This is a genomic window from Pontibacter brevis, from assembly GCF_054779655.1.
Genome location: NZ_BAAGXV010000084.1, coordinates 65,020 through 84,542, shown reverse-complemented (window position 1 = coordinate 84,542; position 19,523 = coordinate 65,020). Strand labels below are relative to the sequence as shown.

The window sequence follows — 19,523 nt, the reverse complement described above, 5'->3', positions numbered from 1 at the left end:
TTGGTCAGAAAAACAGCCTGCTTCTCTAAAAAAGAGCAGAATCACTACAACGCCATGAAGCTAATATTCTATTACCGAAACCATCATACATTCTAGACCACAACCTTTTTGTTTTACATAAGCATGCCCTGCAAAACACCTGCCTTATCTTCTTCATTATCAACAACCAACACCTTCTTTCCTCCTCAAAGCACACCTTTAACAGACAGTTGTTTTCGGTTGATAAATAAATAGATAAAACATTTCATACTGCTGTCACTAGTACCTGTTTCATTTTTCCTTACATTAGTTAAATCTCTGGTTTGCTGTGTAGCGGGCAAAACTACTTTACGCAAGGGGTGCTGATTGCGGCAAACATTTTTTTGTTTAGCCGTTAATACAAAGGTGATCAGTAATGCTGTATTAATACATTACTGACTTTAGATATTATAGATCCAATCAGATTTCATTTTAGAACATTTTTCGTTAATTTCGCTTTATTAGTGATACAACACGGACATATAACCAAAATAAAACATGTCAGAAATTGCTGAAATTATTTTAGAAGGTAAATCCTATCAAATGCCGATTGTGGTGGGTACTGAAGATGAAAAAGCCCTTGACATTTCATCTTTACGCGCGCAGTCAGGCCATATTACCTTAGATCCTGGATACAAGAACACAGGAGCCACCTCCAGTGCTATCACCTTTCTGGATGGTGAAAAAGGCATCCTTCGCTATAGAGGCTATCCCATTGAGCAGCTTGCGGAAAAATCTAACTTTATCGAAGTAGCTTACCTGCTTATCTACGGCTCTCTTCCTACAGCACAGGAGCTTAATGATTTCAGCGACAGAATCAGACGCCATACGCTTGTAAATGAAGACATGCGCAAGATTCTGGATGGCTTTCCATCTACAGCGCACCCTATGGGCATTCTTTCTGCTTTGGTGAGTTCGCTTACAGCCTTCTATCCGGAGTCACTAAAGTCTAACCAGACGCAGGACGAGATGGACTTATCCATTATCCGCCTGATGGCGAAAATGCCTACCATTGCGGCCTGGTCATACAAGAATTCTATCGGCCATCCGGTTGTCTATCCGAAAAACAAGCTGGACTATGGCTCTAACTTCCTGAACATGATGTTTGCCTACCCTACCGAAGCTTATGAGGTTGACCCGGTAGTAGTAGACGCCCTGAACAAGCTTCTTATCCTGCATGCTGACCACGAGCAAAACTGCTCTACGTCTACAGTACGTCTGGTTGGGTCTGCCCATGCCAGCCTTTACTCTTCTGTGTCTGCCGGTATCAGCGCCCTGTGGGGACCGCTGCACGGTGGTGCAAACCAGGCCGTTATTGAGATGTTGGAAGCGATAAAAGCGGACGGCGGCGACTCGAAGAAATTCATCGAGAAGGCGAAAGACAAAGATGATCCGTTCCGCCTGATGGGATTCGGACACCGTGTGTACAAGAACTTTGACCCACGCGCTAAAATCATCAAGAAATCAGCTGATGATGTGTTGTCTGCACTTGGAGTGAAAGACCCTGTACTGGACATCGCAAAAGAACTGGAAGAAGCTGCCCTGAACGACTCTTACTTCGTGGAGCGTAAGCTTTACCCGAACGTTGACTTCTACTCTGGCATTATTTACCGTGCCCTTGGTATACCAACGAACATGTTTACTGTGATGTTTGCCCTTGGCCGCCTGCCAGGATGGATTGCTCAGTGGAAAGAAATGCGTGAGAACAAAGAGCCAATTGGCCGTCCTCGCCAGGTCTATGTTGGTGAAACGGAGCGTGACTATGTTTCTGTAGAAAACAGATAGTATACATCATCATATAAAAAAAAAGGCTGATCTAACGACCAGCCTTTTTTTTTTATATGATGTCATTTCGAACGCAGTGAGAAATCTGGTTTATTTCATTGCCTCGAAATATTTCAGTTCTCTCACAATCGTTCAAGATGACAAAATGAGAGGGAGTTATACATACTCTCGAACAACGAAAAAAGAATAACGAACAACGAAACTTACAGCACCCGCATCTCGATGCGGCGGTTTAGCTGGCGGTTTTCTTCGGAGGTGTTAGGTTGTACCGGTTTGGTTTCACCGTAGCCTTTGTAGCGGAGGCGGTCTTTACTGATGCCGTTGCTGCTGAGGTAATCTACAACCGCTTTTGCTCTCTTCTCTGAAAGTACCTGGTTATCCCTGTCAGAGCCTACATCATCCGTGTGGCCCGCTATCTCCATCTTCACCTTTTCGTTTTGCCGCAGGAACCGGATAAGCCTGTTAAGCTCTGTTTTTGATTTTCGCTCCAGGTTATATTTTCCAGTATCGAAGAACAGGTTATTCAGCACAACGGCAGCACCTGCCTTTATTGGTTCCAGGTATACATCCAGTGCCACCGGCGACAAAGATTTCGGGGAAGTATAATCAAAACTCAGGCTACTCATCAGGTAGTCCGGTGCGCTTACATAAAGGGCATATTGCTTTCCTTCTGTCAGCACTACCGTATATTCGCCGTTCACTCTATCAGAGCTTACCTGCTGTACCAGCGAATCATTTTCCACGTCATACAGCTGCACCTGGGCGCTAAGAGGCTTTTTTGTTGTCTTATCGAACACCCGGCCTTGCGCATAGGTGCTGTTCTCACGGCTGCGCCAGGCTGCCGGCACATCAAAGCGGTAGAGTTGTATGGAGGCAGCTCCGGCATCCGTGTTCACCTGCCTTGAGTAGTAACCTACGGCATTATCAGGTGTAATAAAGAGGGAACCCTCATCGGCATGTGTATTGAGGGGATACCCCAGGTTCTGGGGTTCCGACCACTTTTTGTTTTTCTCTCTTGTTGTTTTAAAGATATCCAGACCTCCCATACCTAAATGCCCGTCGCTTACAAAATACAGGGTAGAGCCACTGGTATGGATAGAGGGCGCCATGTCCCGGCCAGTAGAATTAACAGTAGGTCCCAAGTTTACAGGCTGTTGCCATGAACCATCTTCGTTCAGGTGAGACACCCAGATGTCTTCCTTGCCAACTCCCCCGCTTCGCGTGGATGAAAAGTAGAGGGTGCGGCCGTCGGCAGAAAGGCTCGGCTGCGAATCCCATGCTCTGGAGTTAACGGTCTTGCCCATGTTTCTGGGCTTGCTCCACTCCTCCCCGGTCCTGAAGGAGATGTACAGGTCGCAGTCACCCTGGCTGTCAGGGCGGTTGCAGGACGTAAACACAAGCGATTTTCCATCGCCGGAGATAGTGGCGGCTCCTTCGTTGGCATGCGAGTTGATGGCATTGGAAATAGGAACCGGATCCTGCCACTCCCTGTCTACCCGCTCGCTGATGAAAATATTCTCATCGTGATCAGGCCGTGAGCTGGCGCGGGCAGTGTAAATAAAATAGCGCTGATCGGCAGTGGTATAGGGAAAATACTGCAGGCCAAACCGGTTCAGGTTACCAGGCATTTCAACCGGGTCGAACTTAATTGGCTGCTGGATAGCCTGCATGGCAAATTCTGCCGTTTTCACCTGGCTTTGTGCCCATGTCACCAGTTTCGGGTTCCTTGGCTTCGACTTCAGGAAAGCTTCATAGTTCTGTCTGGCAGCCTCATACTCCCCTCGCTCAAACTGAAGATCGGCCAGGTCAAAGTAGTATCCCCCGTAGGCAGGGGTATAAGGGGCAAGTTGCAGGCCTTTTTGCAGAAGGTTATAGACCGCTACTTTATTGCCCATCATCTTGTTCAGGTTCGCAGCCCTGATATAGGCCTCCACAAAGTTAGGGTCTTTGTCTATTGCTTGCGATAAAGCATCTAAGGCACGGTTGAAGTCACGTGCCCGGGCATAATCATTGGCCCTCTCATATAAACGCTCCGCCTTAGAAGAGTTAGTACTCAGTTTCTGATTTTGTGCTAAACTGGCGGTGGCAGTGCCCACCATCAGGAGCAAGGCTGCAAGCAGAGGTTTATACATAAGGTGATTAAGGGATATCCATGTATTTATGCGTTTGTAGCGAAACACGCCATTTCGGATTTTCCTTGACGTACTCTACTATCAGCGGCATGATGTTACTAGCCTTACTCCACTCCGGCTGCAGGTACAACTTACAGTTTTCCCCTACCAGTGCGGCGTGTTCCTCGGCCCACTTAAAATCGCTTCTGTTAAAGATAATAACTTTTAGTTCATCTGCAAAAGGATACACTGTTGCATCAGGGGCCTTGAACTTTTTAGGCGAAAGGCACACCCAGTTCCAGCTTCCACTGATTGGGTATGCGCCGGACGTTTCAATCAGCGTTTGGATACCCCGCTCCTGCAACTGTGCCGTTAAAGGCTGCAGGTTGTAAAGCAAAGGCTCACCGCCCGTTATCACCACGGCCTTTCCCGGATAAGCATCTGCCATCTCCACAATATCTCCTACATTCGTAAGCGGGTGTTGCTCCGCATCCCACGACTCCTTTACATCACACCAGTGGCAGCCTACATCGCAGCCCCCTAATCGTATAAAATAAGCGGCAGTACCGGTATTGGCACCCTCGCCCTGTATGGTATAAAAAGCCTCCATTAAAGGAAGTGCGCTGCCATCTTTAGGCACCGTGTGGATAGAGGCTGTTTTGTATGCTTTTGTTGTTGATTCCAATCTTTTATTGCTGCGGCAGCACCACTTAGATGGGCTGCCCTGTTGTATGCTTATTTATTGTGCAGCTGCTTGCCTGCAACCGCACAGAACCTGCAATTTAGCTAAAAAACAAACAAGTGTAGCGGCTGCTTCCGTTCCACATTAATACCAGACCAGCAGTTTTTGCACTATATTTTATGCAGCTGACAATAAAAGTTGAAGAAAATTAGCATTTGTCTAAAACAGGCACTACTTTGGAGCATCATAAGCAATGAAGCAGGCAAATAAAATATCACTTTCTTCGCTGTCCATTCTACTGGATGGCTTTGCCGCGCCCATTTCTTTCTCTTCTATTACCGCTACGATTATTACAACCCCTTATGGGGTTCTGCAATACATATCGTCCCGTTCATAGATTCCGCTTTAATTGCGGCATCAGCCTCCTGGCAGGCAATTCTCCTATTTTAGTATCTCATAAACAACCCTCTTATGCTGGTTTTAAAATTCGGCGGCACTTCGGTGGCAAACGCCCAGGCTATCATGCAGATAGCCACGGTCCTAAAAGAAAAAGCTTATCCCCGTAACATGGTGGTGGTGGTGTCGGCCATGTCCGGTGTCACGGACATGCTGGTGTCCTGTTATCAGAAAGCGGCACAGCACGACGCCTCCTATCATGAGGTGATCCAGCAGCTGGAGACAAAACACATGGAGGCTATTGAACAGCTGGTGCCCTTCAGCTATCAGATTGATATCAAAGGAAAGGTGAAGCTCCTCCTCCGGGAACTGGAAGATATCTGCCAGGGCGTTTTTCTGCTGGATGAGCTGAGCGATGGCATCAAGGCAAGGATTATGTCTTATGGCGAATTGCTGTCATCGTCTGTAATTTCTGTCGCTTTCAACCACCACGATTTACCGAACACACTGATTGATAGCCGGGACTACATTGTAACAGACAATAATTTCCTGAATGCAAAAGTAGACCAGAAGAAAACCTACGCCCTCATCAAAGCACGTATGGCTGATGTTCCGCTGGTGATAGCCCCTGGCTTTATCTCGCGCACTGAAACAGGCAAAACATCCGTTCTGGGCAGAGGTGGTTCAGATTACACGGCCTCCATCTATGCAGCGGCCCTGGATGCAGAAAGGCTGGAAATATGGTCTGATGTGGATGGGATGTATACAGCAGATCCACGCAAAGTGAAGGCAGCCCATTCTATTAAGGAGCTGAGCTATAAAGAGGCGATGGAACTGGCTTATTTTGGAGCAAAGGTGCTTTACCCGCCAACCATTGCGCCACTGGTGGCAGCCGAAATCCCCCTGATGCTGAAGAATACCTTCAACCCTTCTCATAAGGGCACTCTGATAACCGCTTCTCCTGCTTCGGGGCAAAACAGTATCAAAGGAGTTTCATGCATCGACAACATAGCCCTTATCACCCTTAGTGGCAGCGGCATGGTGGGTGTTCCGGGTATTGCCATGCGCATGTTCAAGGCAGTAGCCACGCGCAACATCAACATCTACTTTATCACACAGTCTTCGTCGGAGCAAAGCATTACCATTGCCATGGCCGACCAGGAAGGACAGCCTGCCCTCGAAGCCTTAACAAAAGAGTTTGCGCATGACATTGAGGTGAATGATGTGGACCCGGTTAGCTTAGAGCCGCAGATGAGTATCGTGGCGATTGTAGGCAACGGTATGATACAGCAGCCAGGCATTGCCGGAACCATGTTTTCGATACTGGGCAGCCACAACATTAACATACGAGCCATTGCGCAGGGGGCAACAGAGCGTAATATCTCCATTGTGGTACGGGGTGATGACGCTGTTAAAGCCGTAAACCTCCTGCACGATAGTTTCTTTTTAGCTAAAACAGAAAAACAGGCCGAAGCACTGGCCTAAAGGTGCATTTCAGATATGAATGATTCAGACTATGTAAAGGTCTTTGCACCAGCCACCGTTGCCAATGTATGCTGCGGTTTTGATGTGCTGGGTTTCGCCCTTGACCAACCCGGTGATGAAGTATGGGCCCGTAAAACAGAGAAGCCCGGTGTCACCATCTCTGCCATTGAAGGTATCAGTGGCCTCTCTTTTAGCCCGGAAGAAAACGTAATAGGCGTAGTAGCACAGAAAATGCTCGCTGACGTTGAAGCGCCTTTTGGTGTTGACCTTCAGCTACGCAAGGGCATGCCAGTAGGCAGTGGACTGGGTAGCAGCGCCGCCAGTTCGGCAGCCGCGGCTTATGCCGTAAACGAGTTGCTGGGGAGGCCATTTAAAACAGAAGAGCTCGTGGTGTATGCCATGGAAGGAGAACGGGTAGCCTCCGGTTCTGCCCATGCTGATAATGTGGCGCCATCTTTATTGGGTGGCTTTGTGTTGGTAAGGAGCTATGACCCACTAGATATTATTCCGCTGGGTGTGCCTGTAGAACTGTACTGCACCTGTGTACACCCACTGGTAGAGCTGAAAACCTCCCTCGCCAGGAGCATCCTTAAAAAGGAAATCCCGCTGCAAAAAGGCATCAGGCAATGGGGCAACTTAGCTGCCCTGATGGCGGGCCTGCTGAAAGGCGACTACAGCCTGATCAGCCGCAGCCTGCACGATGAGATATTTGAACCGGAACGGGCATTTCTTATTCCCCTCTTCAAGCAGGCAAAGCAAGCAGCACTGGATGCGGGCGCATTGGGAGCCGGCATCTCCGGCTCGGGCCCGTCTATTTTCGCCTTGTCCTCCACGGAGGAAAAGGCCAGAGAGGTTAAACAAGCCATTGAGCAGGTATATGCCTCAAGCGGCATACACTTGAACACTTATGTTACGCAGGTGCCTGAACAAGGGGCCCGGGTCATACAGCAACCATCTTTACACGCACAAGCATGAAATACTATAGCACCAATCGTACCTCCCCTAAAATGAGTTTTAAGGAGGCTGTAATCAAAGGACTGCCCCAGGACAAAGGCCTGTTTTTTCCTGAGCAAGTTCCGGTTTTACCTGCCTCCTTCTTTGAAGCATTGCCAGACATGGCCCTGCCAGCGATTGCATTCGAGGTTCTGAAACACTATACAGCACCGGATATCAGCCCTGATGCCCTGCGGGCTATTTGTGAGGAGGTGTTTACTTTCCCTATCCCGTTGGTACAGGTAGAGCAGGGTGTTTTTGCGCTGGAGCTGTTTCATGGGCCGACCTGCGCCTTTAAAGATGTAGGAGCCCGTTTTATGTCGCGCTGTTTACAGGCCTTTGCCGAGCCGGATAAACCGGTGACGGTGCTGGTTGCCACTTCCGGCGACACCGGCAGTGCCGTGGCCAACGGGTTTCTGGGTGTAGATAACATCGAGGTGGTGATTCTGTACCCAAAAGGGGGCGTGAGCGAGATACAGGAGATGCAATTCACCACGTTGGGGCAGAACATCAAAGCTGTTGCCGTGGAAGGCACTTTTGATGACTGCCAGCAACTGGTGAAGCAGGCTTTCTCAGACGAGGCACTGGCAGGCGAAATGAACCTGTCTTCTGCTAATTCTATTAACGTGGCCCGCTGGTTACCACAGATGGTATACTACTTCCATGCTTGGGGGCAATGGCGCAGACGGCATCCTGAAAAAGATCCTGCTGGCGCCACCTTTGCAGTACCAAGCGGAAACTTCGGCAACCTGGCAGCGGGTGTTATTGCCAGGCAAATGGGCCTGCCGGTACGCCATTTCATCGCAGCCACCAACAGAAACAAAGTAGTGCCTGCCTACCTGGAGTCCGGGGAGTATACGCCGGCACCTTCTGTAGCCACCATTGCGAATGCCATGGATGTAGGCAGTCCAAACAATTTCCCGAGAATACAGGAGATGTTCGGCAACGACTACGAAGCCCTGAAGCAGGTGCTAAAAGGCTACTGGACCGATGATGCTCCTATCAAAGAGGCGATTGAGCAAGTGAACAAAGAACACCATTACCTCCTGGACCCGCACGGGGCCATTGCTTACCTGAGCCTGAAGCAGTACCTCCCTGCGCTTGAAACAGATGGTATTTTCCTGGAGACTGCCCATCCGGCCAAGTTCAAAGGAAGCATAGACGACATTCTGGGTTCTGACATTCAGCTGCCGGAACAGCTACAGGCTTTCCTGAACAAACCCAAGCAGTCAGGCTGCATCGGGAACGATTACAGCCAGTTTGCCGCACTGCTTCAAGAGCAGCATAAGCTGCAGACGCAGGGTTGAAGATAGCCCGCTGCTTGTGAGCTGCCGGTTAGTTTAGCACTAACCAGACCCAAGCCCCTCCGTGGATGGGAATTTTTCCTCATTTGTGGAATTCCCCTCTTAGGGGGCAGGGGCAGGTTTTTTTCAGCAACAGAGAAGTGCCAGCAGCTCAAAATCATATAGAAGAAAATGACGCTTTCTTTCTTAGTAGAGAAAAGCCCAAAACCATACCATCCATACCATGAAAGTCCTGAAATTTGGGGGAACAACTGTCGGATCTGTTCAAAACATCCTCACTTTATTAAATACACTCGCAGAAGAATCAAAAAGAGAAAAACCAGTTGTTGTTCTGTCTGCCATGAGCGGCGTAACCAATGCCCTGAACGGGTTGGCAGATGCTGCGGCTGCAGGCCAGAATTACAGTGCGCAGCTCGATGAGCTGGAGCATCGCCATATAGCAGTAGCAAAAGAACTGTTGGTGGGGCAGCAATTAGAGGAGTCTGTTGTAGCACAACTGGATGTCTATTTTACAGAGCTAAGGCGCTTGCTGCAGCATATTCAAAGCCTGCGCGAACTAACCCCGAAAACCCGTGATCTGGTTCTTTCCTATGGCGAGCGCTGTGCCACCTACCTGGTTAGCAAGGTTGCTGAGCTTCATTTATCCAAGGCTTTGTTTGTAGATGCCGCTTCTCTTATCAAAACAGATAGCAGCTTCGGCCACGCCCGGGTACAGACCGACTTAACAAACCAGTTGATCCGTAGTTTCTACAACGAATATGCTGACCATTTACTTTTTGTAACAGGCTTTATAGCCAGCGACAACCACGGCCAGGTTACTACCCTGGGACGCGGCGGAAGCGACTACACAGCCGCCCTGATAGGTGCCGCCCTCAACTGCTCTGAAATACAGATATGGACGGATGTGAATGGCATGATGACGGCCGACCCTAAAATGGTCAAAAAGGCTATCCCCCTGACGGAGCTGTCTTATACCGAGGCCATGGAGCTTTCATATTTTGGGGCAAGAGTGATCTATCCGCCTTCCATGACGCCTGCGTTCCTGAAGAGAATCCCGATTGTGATCCGAAACATCACCAATCCCTCCTTTCCGGGAACGGTTATAAAGCATGACTCCCAGAAATCAACTTCCAATATAAAGGGTATCTCTTCTGTTAACGACACCAGCATCATTAACCTGCAGGGCAGCGGAATGGTGGGAAAAGCCGGCTACAGTGGGCGCTTGTTCTCCCTGCTGGCGCGGGAGCAGATAAACATCATCCTGATTACGCAGGCCTCCTCTGAACATAGCATTACGTTTGCTGTTAATCCGGCTGATGCCGTGAAAGCAAAGCAGCTCATAGAACAGGAGTTTGAGCTGGAGCTGCAGGCGGAGAAACTGGAAAAGCCGATGATAGAGCAGGATTTGTCTGTACTGGCGATTGTAGGCGAGAACATGAGACAAACTCCGGGGATATCCGGCAAATTGTTTCATGCCCTGGGCCGGAACGGTATCAATGTCCGGGCCATTGCACAGGGCTCATCAGAGTATAATATCTCTGTCATCATCTCCAAAGAAGACCTGCGGAAAGCACTTAATACCGTACACGATGCCTTCTTCACAGAATTAAAGAAAACGCTGCACGTGTTCTGCCTGGGCACGGGAAACATCAGTACTACCCTTTTTCGGCAGCTGCAGGAACATCATGCTTACCTGCAGCAGCACAACGGCATACAGGTAAAACTGATGGGAGTGAGCAACTCCCGCAGCATGGTGTTCGATGCAGACGGAATATCACTGGAAAACTGGCAGCAGGTGCTGGAGACGGCCGGTGAGCCAGCCGACCTGCAGGAGTTTGTGAAACGCATGCAGCAGATGAACCTGCCGAACTGTGTACTGGCTGATAATACGGCCAGCCCTGCTCCTATCAGCTTCTACGAAGATGTATTCCGTTCCAACATCTCCATCGTCACGTGCAACAAAATAGGGAATTCCGCTGATTATCAGCAATATAAAACCTTTAAAGACACCGCCCTACAGCATGGGGTAGACTTCTACTATGAAACAAATGTAGGAGCTGGACTTCCTATTGTAAGGACGCTTAAAGACCTGATGATGAGCGGCGACAGGGTGTTGCGAATAGAGGCTATTCTGTCCGGAACCATTTCCTTTATATTCAACAATTTTAAAGGTAACGCTTCTTTCCACGATGTGGTGAAACTGGCGCAGGAAAAAGGTTTTACAGAACCAGACCCGCGCGATGATTTAAGCGGTCTTGACTTTATGCGGAAGATGCTCATCCTGGCGCGTGACGCTGGCTACCCGCTCGAGGCAAGCGATGTTCAGATAGAAAACATACTGCCTCCCTCCTGCCTCCAGGCTGCCAGCGTACCAGAATTCTATGCAGAACTGAAAGCAGCAGAAGATTACTTTGTAGAGCTGAAGGAAAAAGCAGAAAAGAGCGGTAAAGTGCTGCGCTACATTGGTTCACTGGAAAACGGACAGGTAAAAATCTCGCTCCAGATGGTAGATGAAAGCCATCCCTTCTACACCCTCTCCGGCAGCGACAACATCATTTCCTTCACCACCGACCGCTACAGAGAACGGCCTATGGTGGTGAAAGGCCCTGGTGCCGGAGCCGAGGTTACCGCTGCAGGAGTGTTCGCAGATATTGTAAATGTGGGGAGCCATTAACAGGCTTTGGTATCAAAAGCAGAAGGCCCTTTGGTTATATAACCAAAGGGCCTTCTGCTTTTATCTTATAAACGGAACAAGTAGCGGGACCACACCGGGTCTTTTTCCAGTCCCAACGGGACGACCTGTTGATTGAAATCAAAGTCAACCTTCCTATAGCTCCAGAGGAGCTATAGGTGTTAAAAGGAAAGAGGCTATCAACAGATCGTCCCGCTGGGACTATTCTATTGCTTCACTTCTTTTACAATCTTAAGCGTCAACCTCTTTCTTTGCGGCTTTTAGTGTGTTCTTCAGCAGCATGGCGATTGTGAGTGGACCTACTCCACCAGGTACTGGTGTGATGAAGCTGCTCTTGGGTGCTACCTCCTCGAATTTAACGTCGCCTTTCAATCTGAAACCTGATTTACGGGAAGCATCCGGCACGCGGGTTGTTCCTACATCAATCACTACCACACCTTCTTTCACCATATCAGCAGTAACGAACTCCGGCTTACCAATGGCTGCAATGATAATATCTGCCTGGCGGGTAAACGATGGCAGGTCTTTGGTGCGGCTGTGACAGAGGGTAACGGTACAGTTACCCGGGTACGCGCTCTTCGCCATCAGGATGCTCATGGGCGAACCTACAATGTTGCTTCGGCCAATCACCACGCAGTGCTTGCCACTGGTTTCGATTTCATAACGCTCCAGTAACTGCAGGATACCAGCTGGTGTGGCAGGCAGGTAGGCAGGCAGACCAGCCACCATACGGCCCACGTTAATGGGATGGAAGCCGTCTACGTCTTTTACCGGATCAATCGCCTGCAGTACTTTCTCAGGGTCGATGTGCTTTGGCAATGGTAACTGCACGATAAAGCCATCAATCTCTTCAGAGAGGTTTAGCTCTTTTATTTTCAGAAGCAATTCCTCTTCAGAAATGGTGTCTTCATAATGAAACAGGGAAGACTCGAAGCCTACACGCTCGCAGGCCAGCACTTTATTATTTACGTAGGTAACAGAGCCGCCGTCGTTTCCGACAAGTATAGCCGCCAGGTGTGGCGTTTTGCCTCCCTTGGCTTTTATTTCAGTTACTTCGGCAGCTATTTCATTTTGTATGGCTTCGGATGTTTTTTTACCGTCGAGCAGGGTCATAGTTCAATGATGCGTTATAAATTAGGAATCAAAAGATGTGAATGTATCTATCTGCCATTGTTGGTGTTATCACCAACAACAAGGGCCGTAGGTTTACTTACTGACAAAAGTTAAAGCTAAGAAACAAAAGGCTCTTCTTTTTCTTCTGTTGCTGCACCACAAAGCCCTATAACAAACAAGCCCCGACGCGTGGGTGCACGTCGGGGCTGTTTAGTTATTAGTCGAGTTTCAGCACGGCAAGGAAAGCTTCCTGCGGAATTTCCACGTTGCCCACCTGGCGCATGCGTTTCTTACCTTTCTTCTGTTTTTCGAGGAGTTTACGCTTACGGGAGATATCGCCGCCGTAGCACTTGGCCAATACGTTTTTGCGCAGTGCTTTTACGGTTTCGCGGGCGATGATTTTCTGACCGATAGCAGCCTGAATCGCAATCTCAAACATCTGGCGCGGCAGCAACTCACGCAGCTTCTCGCACAGGCGCTTGCCCCAGTCATAGGCTTTGTCGCGGTGTACGATGGCACTCAGCGCATCTACCTTCTCCCCGTTCAGCATCACATCCAGCTTCACCATGTTAGAGGCCCGGAAGCCGATCAGTTCATAGTCGAGGGAGGCATAGCCGCGGGAAATAGTTTTTAGCTTATCGAAGAAGTCAAAGACAATCTCAGCTAGTGGCATCTCGAACGTCAGTTCCACGCGATCGCTGGTCAGGTACGTCTGGTTCTTCAGAATCCCGCGCTTGTCCATACACAGCGTGATGATAGGCCCCACATACTCTGACTTGGAAATGATCTGGGCTTTAATGAACGGCTCCTCAATGTGGTCGATGTAGTTAGGCTCCGGCATTTCGGAAGGTGCGTTTACCTTCACCATCTGTTCTTTGGTTGTGTAGGCATGAAACTGCACCGACGGCACGGTCGTAATCACCGTCATGTCGAACTCACGCTCGAGGCGTTCCTGCACAATCTCCATGTGGAGCATACCCAGGAAACCGCAACGGAAACCGAAACCAAGGGCAGCAGATGTCTCTGGCTCCCAGACCAGGGAAGCATCGTTCAGCTGCAGCTTCTCCATTGAGGAACGCAGTTCTTCGTACTCACTGGTTTCTACCGGGTAAATACCGGCGAACACCATCGGCTTCACATCTTCAAACCCCTGAATGCCTTTAGCCGGGCGGTCAACGTGCGTAATCGTATCCCCTACTTTTACCTCTTTGGCATTTTTGATACCCGAGATAAGATAGCCTACATTACCGGCAGCCATCTCATTGCGCGACTCCTGGTTCAGTTTCAGAACCCCAATTTCATCCGCTTCGTATGTTTTGCCGGTGTTAATGAATTTTACCTTCTCCCCTTTCTTCAGGGTGCCGTTGAATATTCTGAAATATACTTCAATACCTCTGTAAGAATTAAAAACAGAGTCGAAGATCAAGGCCTGTAGCGGTGCCGCAGGGTCTCCTTTCGGGGCCGGAATGCGGTCGCAGATGGCATTCAGAATATCCTCGATGCCAATACCTGCTTTACCGGAAGCCAGGATGATGTCTTCTTTATCGCAGCCGATCAGTTCAATTACCTGGTCCGAAACTTCCTCCGGCATTGCGTGCGGCAGGTCAATTTTGTTCAGTACCGGAATAATTTCCAGATCATTGCCAATGGCCAGGTATAAGTTAGAGATTGTCTGCGCCTCTATACCCTGAGAGGAGTCAACGATCAGCAAAGCGCCTTCGCAGGCCGCTATAGAACGGGAAACCTCATAGGAAAAGTCCACGTGCCCAGGGGTGTCAATCAGGTTGAGTACATAGTCCTCGCCTTTGTAATGGTAATTCATCTGGATGGCATGGCTCTTAATGGTAATACCACGCTCACGCTCCAGGTCCATGTTATCTAGTAGCTGGTTTTGCATTTCACGCTCCGCAACCGTTTGGGTGTACTCCAGTAAGCGGTCGGCCAGGGTGCTCTTACCGTGGTCGATGTGGGCAATGATGCAGAAATTACGGATGTTCTTCATGTAGTAATTATACGGAATACAAAGTTAAAGAATATTCCTGTCAAAAGTGAATTTTAACACTCCAGTTACAAAATTCAGCCTTTATACTGGAGGCAGTAGCTGCAGCCATTTGGTTGTTATAGATAAAATTGTAATTTTTAAACCCGGAACAACACCCTTTCTAGGAAATATCAGTACAATAACGCGACTACATATTTTTGCACATGCCTGAGACACAAATTTCAAAGCCATCGAACCAACAACCTGACGAGCTGAAATCTGAACTATCCGCTCTACGTGAAAAAGTTGCTTTCCTGGAAAGAGTCGTTCACGAGGTTCCAGCCAACATTTATATTTCAAGTCTGGAAAAAGGGGTGCTTTGGTGTAACAAAACAAATGAGGAATCCCTTGGCTATACGCTGGATGAAATCAGGGAAATGGGCGGGAAAGAATACCTCTATAAAATAGTACATCCTGAAGACCATAATGTACCTGAGGACAGTATCAACCACTATGAACATTTTGCCGGGGCTGAATTTGGAGGCATCTTCAGGGCCAGGCATAAGGATTCGGAATACTACAAATGGTTTATGGGCTGGGCCAAGGCATATAGCAAAGATGATGAGGGACAGGTAAAAGAGCTCCTGTGTGTGGATGTAGATTTAAGTCCGCAGATGAACACAGACAAGCAGCTGGCAGAGGCGCTTAAAGAAAACCTCAGGCTTAAATACAAGCTTCTCATCAACAGTCTTCGGAAGAGAGAACTTGAGGTGCTGACTTTGGTGTGCAAGGGGTATAGCACCAAAGACATTGCCAAACAACTGTTTATCAGCACCAACACCGTCAGTACCCACCGAAAAAACATACAACACAAACTCGGCACCAATAATGTGGCAGACCTGGTTTCACTGGCAAAGGAAGCAGGTTTAGGGTAAGGCTACGCCATTGGTATTTATAGCGTCACCTGATGTTGTAGCAGCGCCGGCCCAAGGGTGCTGGCGCTCACCATTCCTACTCTTCCAGATGAATCCTGTTATACCGCAAATTCTTCCCTGCTTCCATGCAAAGCGCACAAAAGCCACTGCAAAAGCAGTAAGTGAGTACATCCTTTACAGCACCACATGATAGGCTTTAGGCAGCAATTCTGCCAGAAAAAGCCTACATTTGCATTAAATAAGAAGAAATCTTGTTCAAGTATATATGCAAGTTACGACCGTAGAACCTTATAAGCCTGTAAACCACATCCGTGTGGTTACAGCCGCCTCTCTCTTCGATGGCCACGATGCCTCCATTAACATCATGCGTCGCATCATACAGGCCTCAGGAGCCGAGGTGATCCACCTGGGCCACAACCGCTCCGTGCAGGAGATAGTAGATTGTGCCATCCAGGAAGACGCTCAGGCCATTGCCATCACCTCCTACCAGGGTGGGCACATAGAGTATTTTAAATACATGTACGACCTGCTGCAGGAGCGTGGCAGCAGCCATATCCGGTTGTTCGGTGGCGGCGGCGGCGTTATTCTGCCAGACGAGATAGAGGAACTGCATGCCTATGGCATCACCCGCATCTACTCCCCCGACGATGGCCGCTCTATGGGCCTGCAGGGTATGATCAACGACATGTTGCAGAAGTGTGACTTCCCTACCGGCAAAGACCTGAACGGAGAAGCAAAGCACCTGCGCGAGAAAGACCCCAAAGCCATTGCCCGCCTGATTTCCGCCGCTGAGAATTTCCCGGAAGAAGCGCGTGGCATCCTAAATGAGGTAAAGGAGCAGGCAAAAGAAGTAAAAACCCCTGTTTTAGGTATAACAGGTACAGGCGGTGCAGGTAAGTCATCTTTGGTAGATGAACTGGTGCGCCGCTTCCTGATGGATTTCCCTGACAAGAAAATCGCGATCATCTCCGTGGATCCTTCCAAACGCAAGACAGGTGGCGCACTCTTAGGTGACCGGATCCGGATGAACTCTATCTCTAACGACAGAGTGTACATGCGTTCGCTGGCCACCCGCCAAAGCAACCTGGCCCTGAGTAAGTATGTGCAGGATGCCGTTGATATTGTAAAAGCCGCTGACTTCGACCTCATCATACTGGAGACATCCGGCATAGGCCAGTCTGACACAGAAATTATTGAGCATTCTGATGCCAGCCTCTATGTGATGACGCCAGAATATGGCGCCGCCACACAGCTCGAGAAAATCGACATGCTGGATTTTGCTGATGTCATTGCGTTAAATAAGTTCGACAAGCGTGGCGCATTGGACGCCCTGCGCGATGTAAAGAAACAGTATAAGCGCAACCACCAGCTGTGGGATGTGAAAGACGAAGACATTCCGGTATTCGGCACCATCGCCTCACAATTCAATGACCCCGGCATGAACCAACTGTACCGGGCTGTGATTGCTAAAATAGCGGAGAAATCAGGAGTAGAACTACATTCCAACCTACAGACATCAAAGGAAATGTCAGAGAAGGTGTTTATTATCCCTCCTGCCCGCACCCGCTACCTATCTGAAATTTCCGAAACCATCCGCAACTACGACAAATGGAGTAAAGACCAGGCGGAGATAGCTCAGAAGCTGTACGGAATCAAAAAATCCATAGAAGCCGTTCAAAGCATCGAGGTGGAAGACAAAGACCGTCTGGTAAAGCAACTGGAGCAGGCTTACACAGAGATAGAGCTGAACCTGGATGGGCAGAACAAGAAGATACTGGAGAACTGGAAAGAGAAAATTCAGGCGTACAAAAATGAATTCTTTGTATTTAAGGTGCGCGACAAGGAAATCAGGATAAAGACGCACACCGAATCGCTCTCTCACCTGCAAATACCGAAAGTAGCCACGCCAAAGTATGAGGCCTGGGGAGATTTGCTGAAGTGGAACCTGCAGGAAAACGTACCCGGTGAATTTCCTTACACGGCTGGTGTATTCCCGTTCAAGCGCGAAGGCGAGGACCCTACCCGTATGTTTGCCGGCGAAGGCGGACCAGAGCGTACGAACCGCCGTTTTCACTATGTGAGCCTTGGTTTACCAGCGAAGCGACTTTCTACCGCATTTGACTCGGTAACACTGTACGGTGAAGACCCGGATTACAGACCAGACATTTACGGCAAAATCGGTAACTCCGGCGTGAGCATCTGCTGCCTTGATGATGCCAAGAAGCTTTATTCCGGCTTCAACCTCGCAGACCCGATGACGTCGGTGTCCATGACCATCAACGGTCCGGCGGCTATCCTGACAGGCTTCTTCATGAATGCCGCCATCGACCAGCAGTGCGAACTGTATATCAAAGAAAATGGCCTGGAAGAAGAGGTAAACGAGAAGATAGAAGCCATCTATAAAGATAAAGGTTCTGAGCGTCCGCGCTACCAGGGCAAGCTACCGGAAGGCAATAACGGCTTAGGGCTGAAGCTGCTGGGCGTAACCGGTGACCAGGTGCTGCCGGCGGATGTGTACAGCCAGATAAAGGAGCGCACGCTGGCTTCAGTGCGCGGCACCGTACAGGCGGATATCCTGAAGGAAGACCAGGCTCAGAACACCTGTATCTTTTCCACGGAGTTCTCGCTGCGCCTGATGGGCGACGTGCAGCAGTACTTCATTGACAAGAGCGTGCGTAACTTCTATTCGGTTTCTATCTCGGGCTATCACATTGCGGAGGCCGGTGCCAACCCCATATCGCAACTGGCCTTCACACTGGCCAATGGCTTTACGTTTGTAGAGTACTACGTGAGCCGTGGAATGGACATCAACCAGTTTGCGCCGAACCTGAGCTTCTTCTTCTCCAACGGCATTGACCCTGAATATGCGGTGATCGGGCGTGTGGCACGCCGTATATGGGCCAAGGCGATGAAGATGAAGTATAACGCTAACCCCCGCTCACAGATGTTGAAATACCACATCCAGACATCGGGCCGGTCGCTGCACGCACAGGAAATCGACTTCAACGACATCCGAACCACGCTACAGGCACTGTACGCCATTTACGACAACTGTAACTCTCTGCACACCAACGCCTACGACGAAGCGATTACAACGCCTACAGAGGCTTCTGTGCGCCGTGCCATGGCGATTCAACTCATCATTAACAGGGAGTTAGGTTTGGCTAAAAATGAAAACCCGCTGCAGGGTTCCTTCATTATCGAAGAGCTGACGGATTTAGTCGAGGAGGCTGTACTGGCAGAGTTTGACCGCATCACGGAACGCGGTGGTGTGTTGGGCGCTATGGAAACCATGTACCAGCGCGGCAAGATTCAGGAGGAAAGCCTGTATTACGAAACACTGAAGCACACAGGCGAATACCCTATCATTGGGGTTAATACTTTCCTGTCTTCTCAGGGCTCCCCTACTGTTATACCGACAGAGGTGATTCGTGCTACAGAGGAAGAAAAGAAATACCAGATTAGCATGGTACAGCAGCTTCAGGAGCGAAATGCCGGTAAGTCCGTAGAGATGCTGAAACGTCTTCAGCAGGTGGCCATCAACAACGGCAACATCTTTGAAGAGATGATGGAAACAGTGAAGTTCTGTTCCCTGGGCCAGATAACGAATGCCCTGTTTGAAGTAGGCGGCCAATACCGCAGGAACATGTAAAACAAGCGCAGCAGCTGCGTTCACATACACCACATTTTTTATACTTGTGAAAGAGAGCCGGAGATAAACTTTCCGGCTCTCTTTCTGTTAAAGTGTTTTCATTACCTTAGATGACATCAGTTAATCTGAGAACGAAAAACAGGAAATAGCATCAACCCCACATCATTACATCACTATGGCACGATTCAGAACGATTTCACCCCTTCTCCTGGTTGGCACAACCATCCTCCTATTAGGCACTGCTGCTTGTGTTTTACTTACAAAAAGCTTCCAGGATATGCCTTACGAGATTGACATGTCTGATGAGGACGAAAATGAGTACAGCTAGGCTGACAAACCAACAGGCGAGAAAGTAAATTAACGTAGTTTTACGCTT

General features: G+C 49.1%; 12 protein-coding genes and 1 pseudogene. 9 read left to right on the top strand and 4 right to left on the bottom strand.

What is annotated here, in order from left to right:
- Both ACYVB1_RS18175 and ACYVB1_RS18170 read left to right on the top strand, forming a co-directional pair.
- A pseudogene (locus ACYVB1_RS18175) lies at window positions 1-96 on the top strand (IS1 family transposase); the annotation flags it as partial.
- 420 nt (window positions 97-516) lie between these two features.
- A complete protein-coding gene (locus ACYVB1_RS18170; protein ID WP_460925221.1) occupies window positions 517-1,803 on the top strand; it encodes a citrate synthase in 1,287 nt (428 codons plus the stop codon).
- A gap of 203 nt (window positions 1,804-2,006) precedes the next feature.
- On the opposite strand, the gene ACYVB1_RS18165 is transcribed toward ACYVB1_RS18170, so the two are convergent.
- Both ACYVB1_RS18165 and ACYVB1_RS18160 read right to left on the bottom strand, forming a co-directional pair.
- Window positions 2,007-3,935, bottom strand: coding sequence for an OmpA family protein (locus ACYVB1_RS18165; protein WP_460925220.1), 1,929 nt, complete (start codon window positions 3,933-3,935; stop codon window positions 2,007-2,009).
- A gap of 7 nt (window positions 3,936-3,942) precedes the next feature.
- A complete protein-coding gene (locus ACYVB1_RS18160; protein WP_460925224.1) occupies window positions 3,943-4,524 on the bottom strand; it encodes a 7-carboxy-7-deazaguanine synthase QueE in 582 nt (193 codons plus the stop codon).
- A 543-nt stretch (window positions 4,525-5,067) separates the two neighbouring features.
- Here ACYVB1_RS18160 and ACYVB1_RS18155 point away from each other — a divergent pair.
- The 4 genes from ACYVB1_RS18155 (at window position 5,068) to thrA (ending at window position 11,448) form a co-directional block, all read left to right on the top strand.
- Window positions 5,068-6,477 carry an aspartate kinase gene (locus ACYVB1_RS18155; protein WP_460925219.1) on the top strand — a complete coding sequence of 470 codons (1,410 nt, stop codon included), beginning with the start codon at window positions 5,068-5,070 and terminating at the stop codon, window positions 6,475-6,477.
- Window positions 6,478-6,492: 15 nt separating this feature from the next.
- The gene (locus tag ACYVB1_RS18150) at window positions 6,493-7,452 is read left to right on the top strand and encodes a homoserine kinase (protein WP_460925218.1); all 960 of its coding nucleotides are present in this window, start codon (window positions 6,493-6,495) and stop codon (window positions 7,450-7,452) included.
- Window positions 7,449-8,777: a threonine synthase gene (gene thrC / locus ACYVB1_RS18145; RefSeq protein WP_460925217.1), complete on the top strand. Its 1,329-nt coding sequence runs from the start codon at window positions 7,449-7,451 to the stop codon at window positions 8,775-8,777. Before ACYVB1_RS18150 ends, thrC begins: the two co-directional genes overlap by 4 nt.
- A gap of 220 nt (window positions 8,778-8,997) precedes the next feature.
- Window positions 8,998-11,448, top strand: coding sequence for a bifunctional aspartate kinase/homoserine dehydrogenase I (thrA, locus tag ACYVB1_RS18140; RefSeq protein WP_460925216.1), 2,451 nt, complete (start codon window positions 8,998-9,000; stop codon window positions 11,446-11,448).
- 249 nt (window positions 11,449-11,697) lie between these two features.
- Here the strand turns inward: thrA and folD are convergent, their stop codons facing one another.
- Both folD and lepA read right to left on the bottom strand, forming a co-directional pair.
- Window positions 11,698-12,579, bottom strand: coding sequence for a bifunctional methylenetetrahydrofolate dehydrogenase/methenyltetrahydrofolate cyclohydrolase FolD (gene folD, locus ACYVB1_RS18135; RefSeq protein WP_460925215.1), 882 nt, complete (start codon window positions 12,577-12,579; stop codon window positions 11,698-11,700).
- A 217-nt stretch (window positions 12,580-12,796) separates the two neighbouring features.
- Window positions 12,797-14,581: a translation elongation factor 4 gene (gene lepA, locus ACYVB1_RS18130; protein ID WP_460925214.1), complete on the bottom strand. Its 1,785-nt coding sequence runs from the start codon at window positions 14,579-14,581 to the stop codon at window positions 12,797-12,799.
- Window positions 14,582-14,784: 203 nt separating this feature from the next.
- On the opposite strand from lepA, the gene ACYVB1_RS18125 reads away from it, so the two are divergent.
- The 3 genes from ACYVB1_RS18125 (at window position 14,785) to ACYVB1_RS18115 (ending at window position 19,475) form a co-directional block, all read left to right on the top strand.
- Window positions 14,785-15,495, top strand: a complete 711-nt coding sequence (locus tag ACYVB1_RS18125) for a DUF4080 domain-containing protein (RefSeq protein ID WP_460925213.1) — start codon at window positions 14,785-14,787, stop codon at window positions 15,493-15,495.
- Window positions 15,496-15,760: 265 nt separating this feature from the next.
- Entirely contained in the window at window positions 15,761-19,147 is a 3,387-nt protein-coding gene (locus tag ACYVB1_RS18120) for a methylmalonyl-CoA mutase family protein (RefSeq protein ID WP_460925212.1), read from the top strand.
- 175 nt (window positions 19,148-19,322) lie between these two features.
- The gene (locus tag ACYVB1_RS18115) at window positions 19,323-19,475 is read left to right on the top strand and encodes a hypothetical protein (RefSeq protein WP_460925211.1); all 153 of its coding nucleotides are present in this window, start codon (window positions 19,323-19,325) and stop codon (window positions 19,473-19,475) included.
- Window positions 19,476-19,523 lie beyond the last annotated feature (48 nt).

Excerpts from the sequence above, each read along its gene's own strand:
- ACYVB1_RS18155 (WP_460925219.1), top strand. The coding sequence starts at position 5,068 with ATGCTGGTTTTAAAATTCGGCGGCACTTCGGTGGCAAACGCCCAGGCT.
- folD (WP_460925215.1), bottom strand. The coding sequence starts at position 12,579 with ATGACCCTGCTCGACGGTAAAAAAACATCCGAAGCCATACAAAATGAA.
- thrC (WP_460925217.1), top strand. The coding sequence starts at position 7,449 with ATGAAATACTATAGCACCAATCGTACCTCCCCTAAAATGAGTTTTAAG.
- ACYVB1_RS18170 (WP_460925221.1), top strand. The coding sequence starts at position 517 with ATGTCAGAAATTGCTGAAATTATTTTAGAAGGTAAATCCTATCAAATG.
- lepA (WP_460925214.1), bottom strand. The coding sequence starts at position 14,581 with ATGAAGAACATCCGTAATTTCTGCATCATTGCCCACATCGACCACGGT.
- ACYVB1_RS18125 (WP_460925213.1), top strand. The coding sequence starts at position 14,785 with ATGCCTGAGACACAAATTTCAAAGCCATCGAACCAACAACCTGACGAG.
- ACYVB1_RS18115 (WP_460925211.1), top strand. The coding sequence starts at position 19,323 with ATGGCACGATTCAGAACGATTTCACCCCTTCTCCTGGTTGGCACAACC.
- thrA (WP_460925216.1), top strand. The coding sequence starts at position 8,998 with ATGAAAGTCCTGAAATTTGGGGGAACAACTGTCGGATCTGTTCAAAAC.
- ACYVB1_RS18165 (WP_460925220.1), bottom strand. The coding sequence starts at position 3,935 with ATGTATAAACCTCTGCTTGCAGCCTTGCTCCTGATGGTGGGCACTGCC.
- ACYVB1_RS18150 (WP_460925218.1), top strand. The coding sequence starts at position 6,493 with ATGAATGATTCAGACTATGTAAAGGTCTTTGCACCAGCCACCGTTGCC.
- ACYVB1_RS18160 (WP_460925224.1), bottom strand. The coding sequence starts at position 4,524 with ATGGAGGCTTTTTATACCATACAGGGCGAGGGTGCCAATACCGGTACT.
- ACYVB1_RS18120 (WP_460925212.1), top strand. The coding sequence starts at position 15,761 with ATGCAAGTTACGACCGTAGAACCTTATAAGCCTGTAAACCACATCCGT.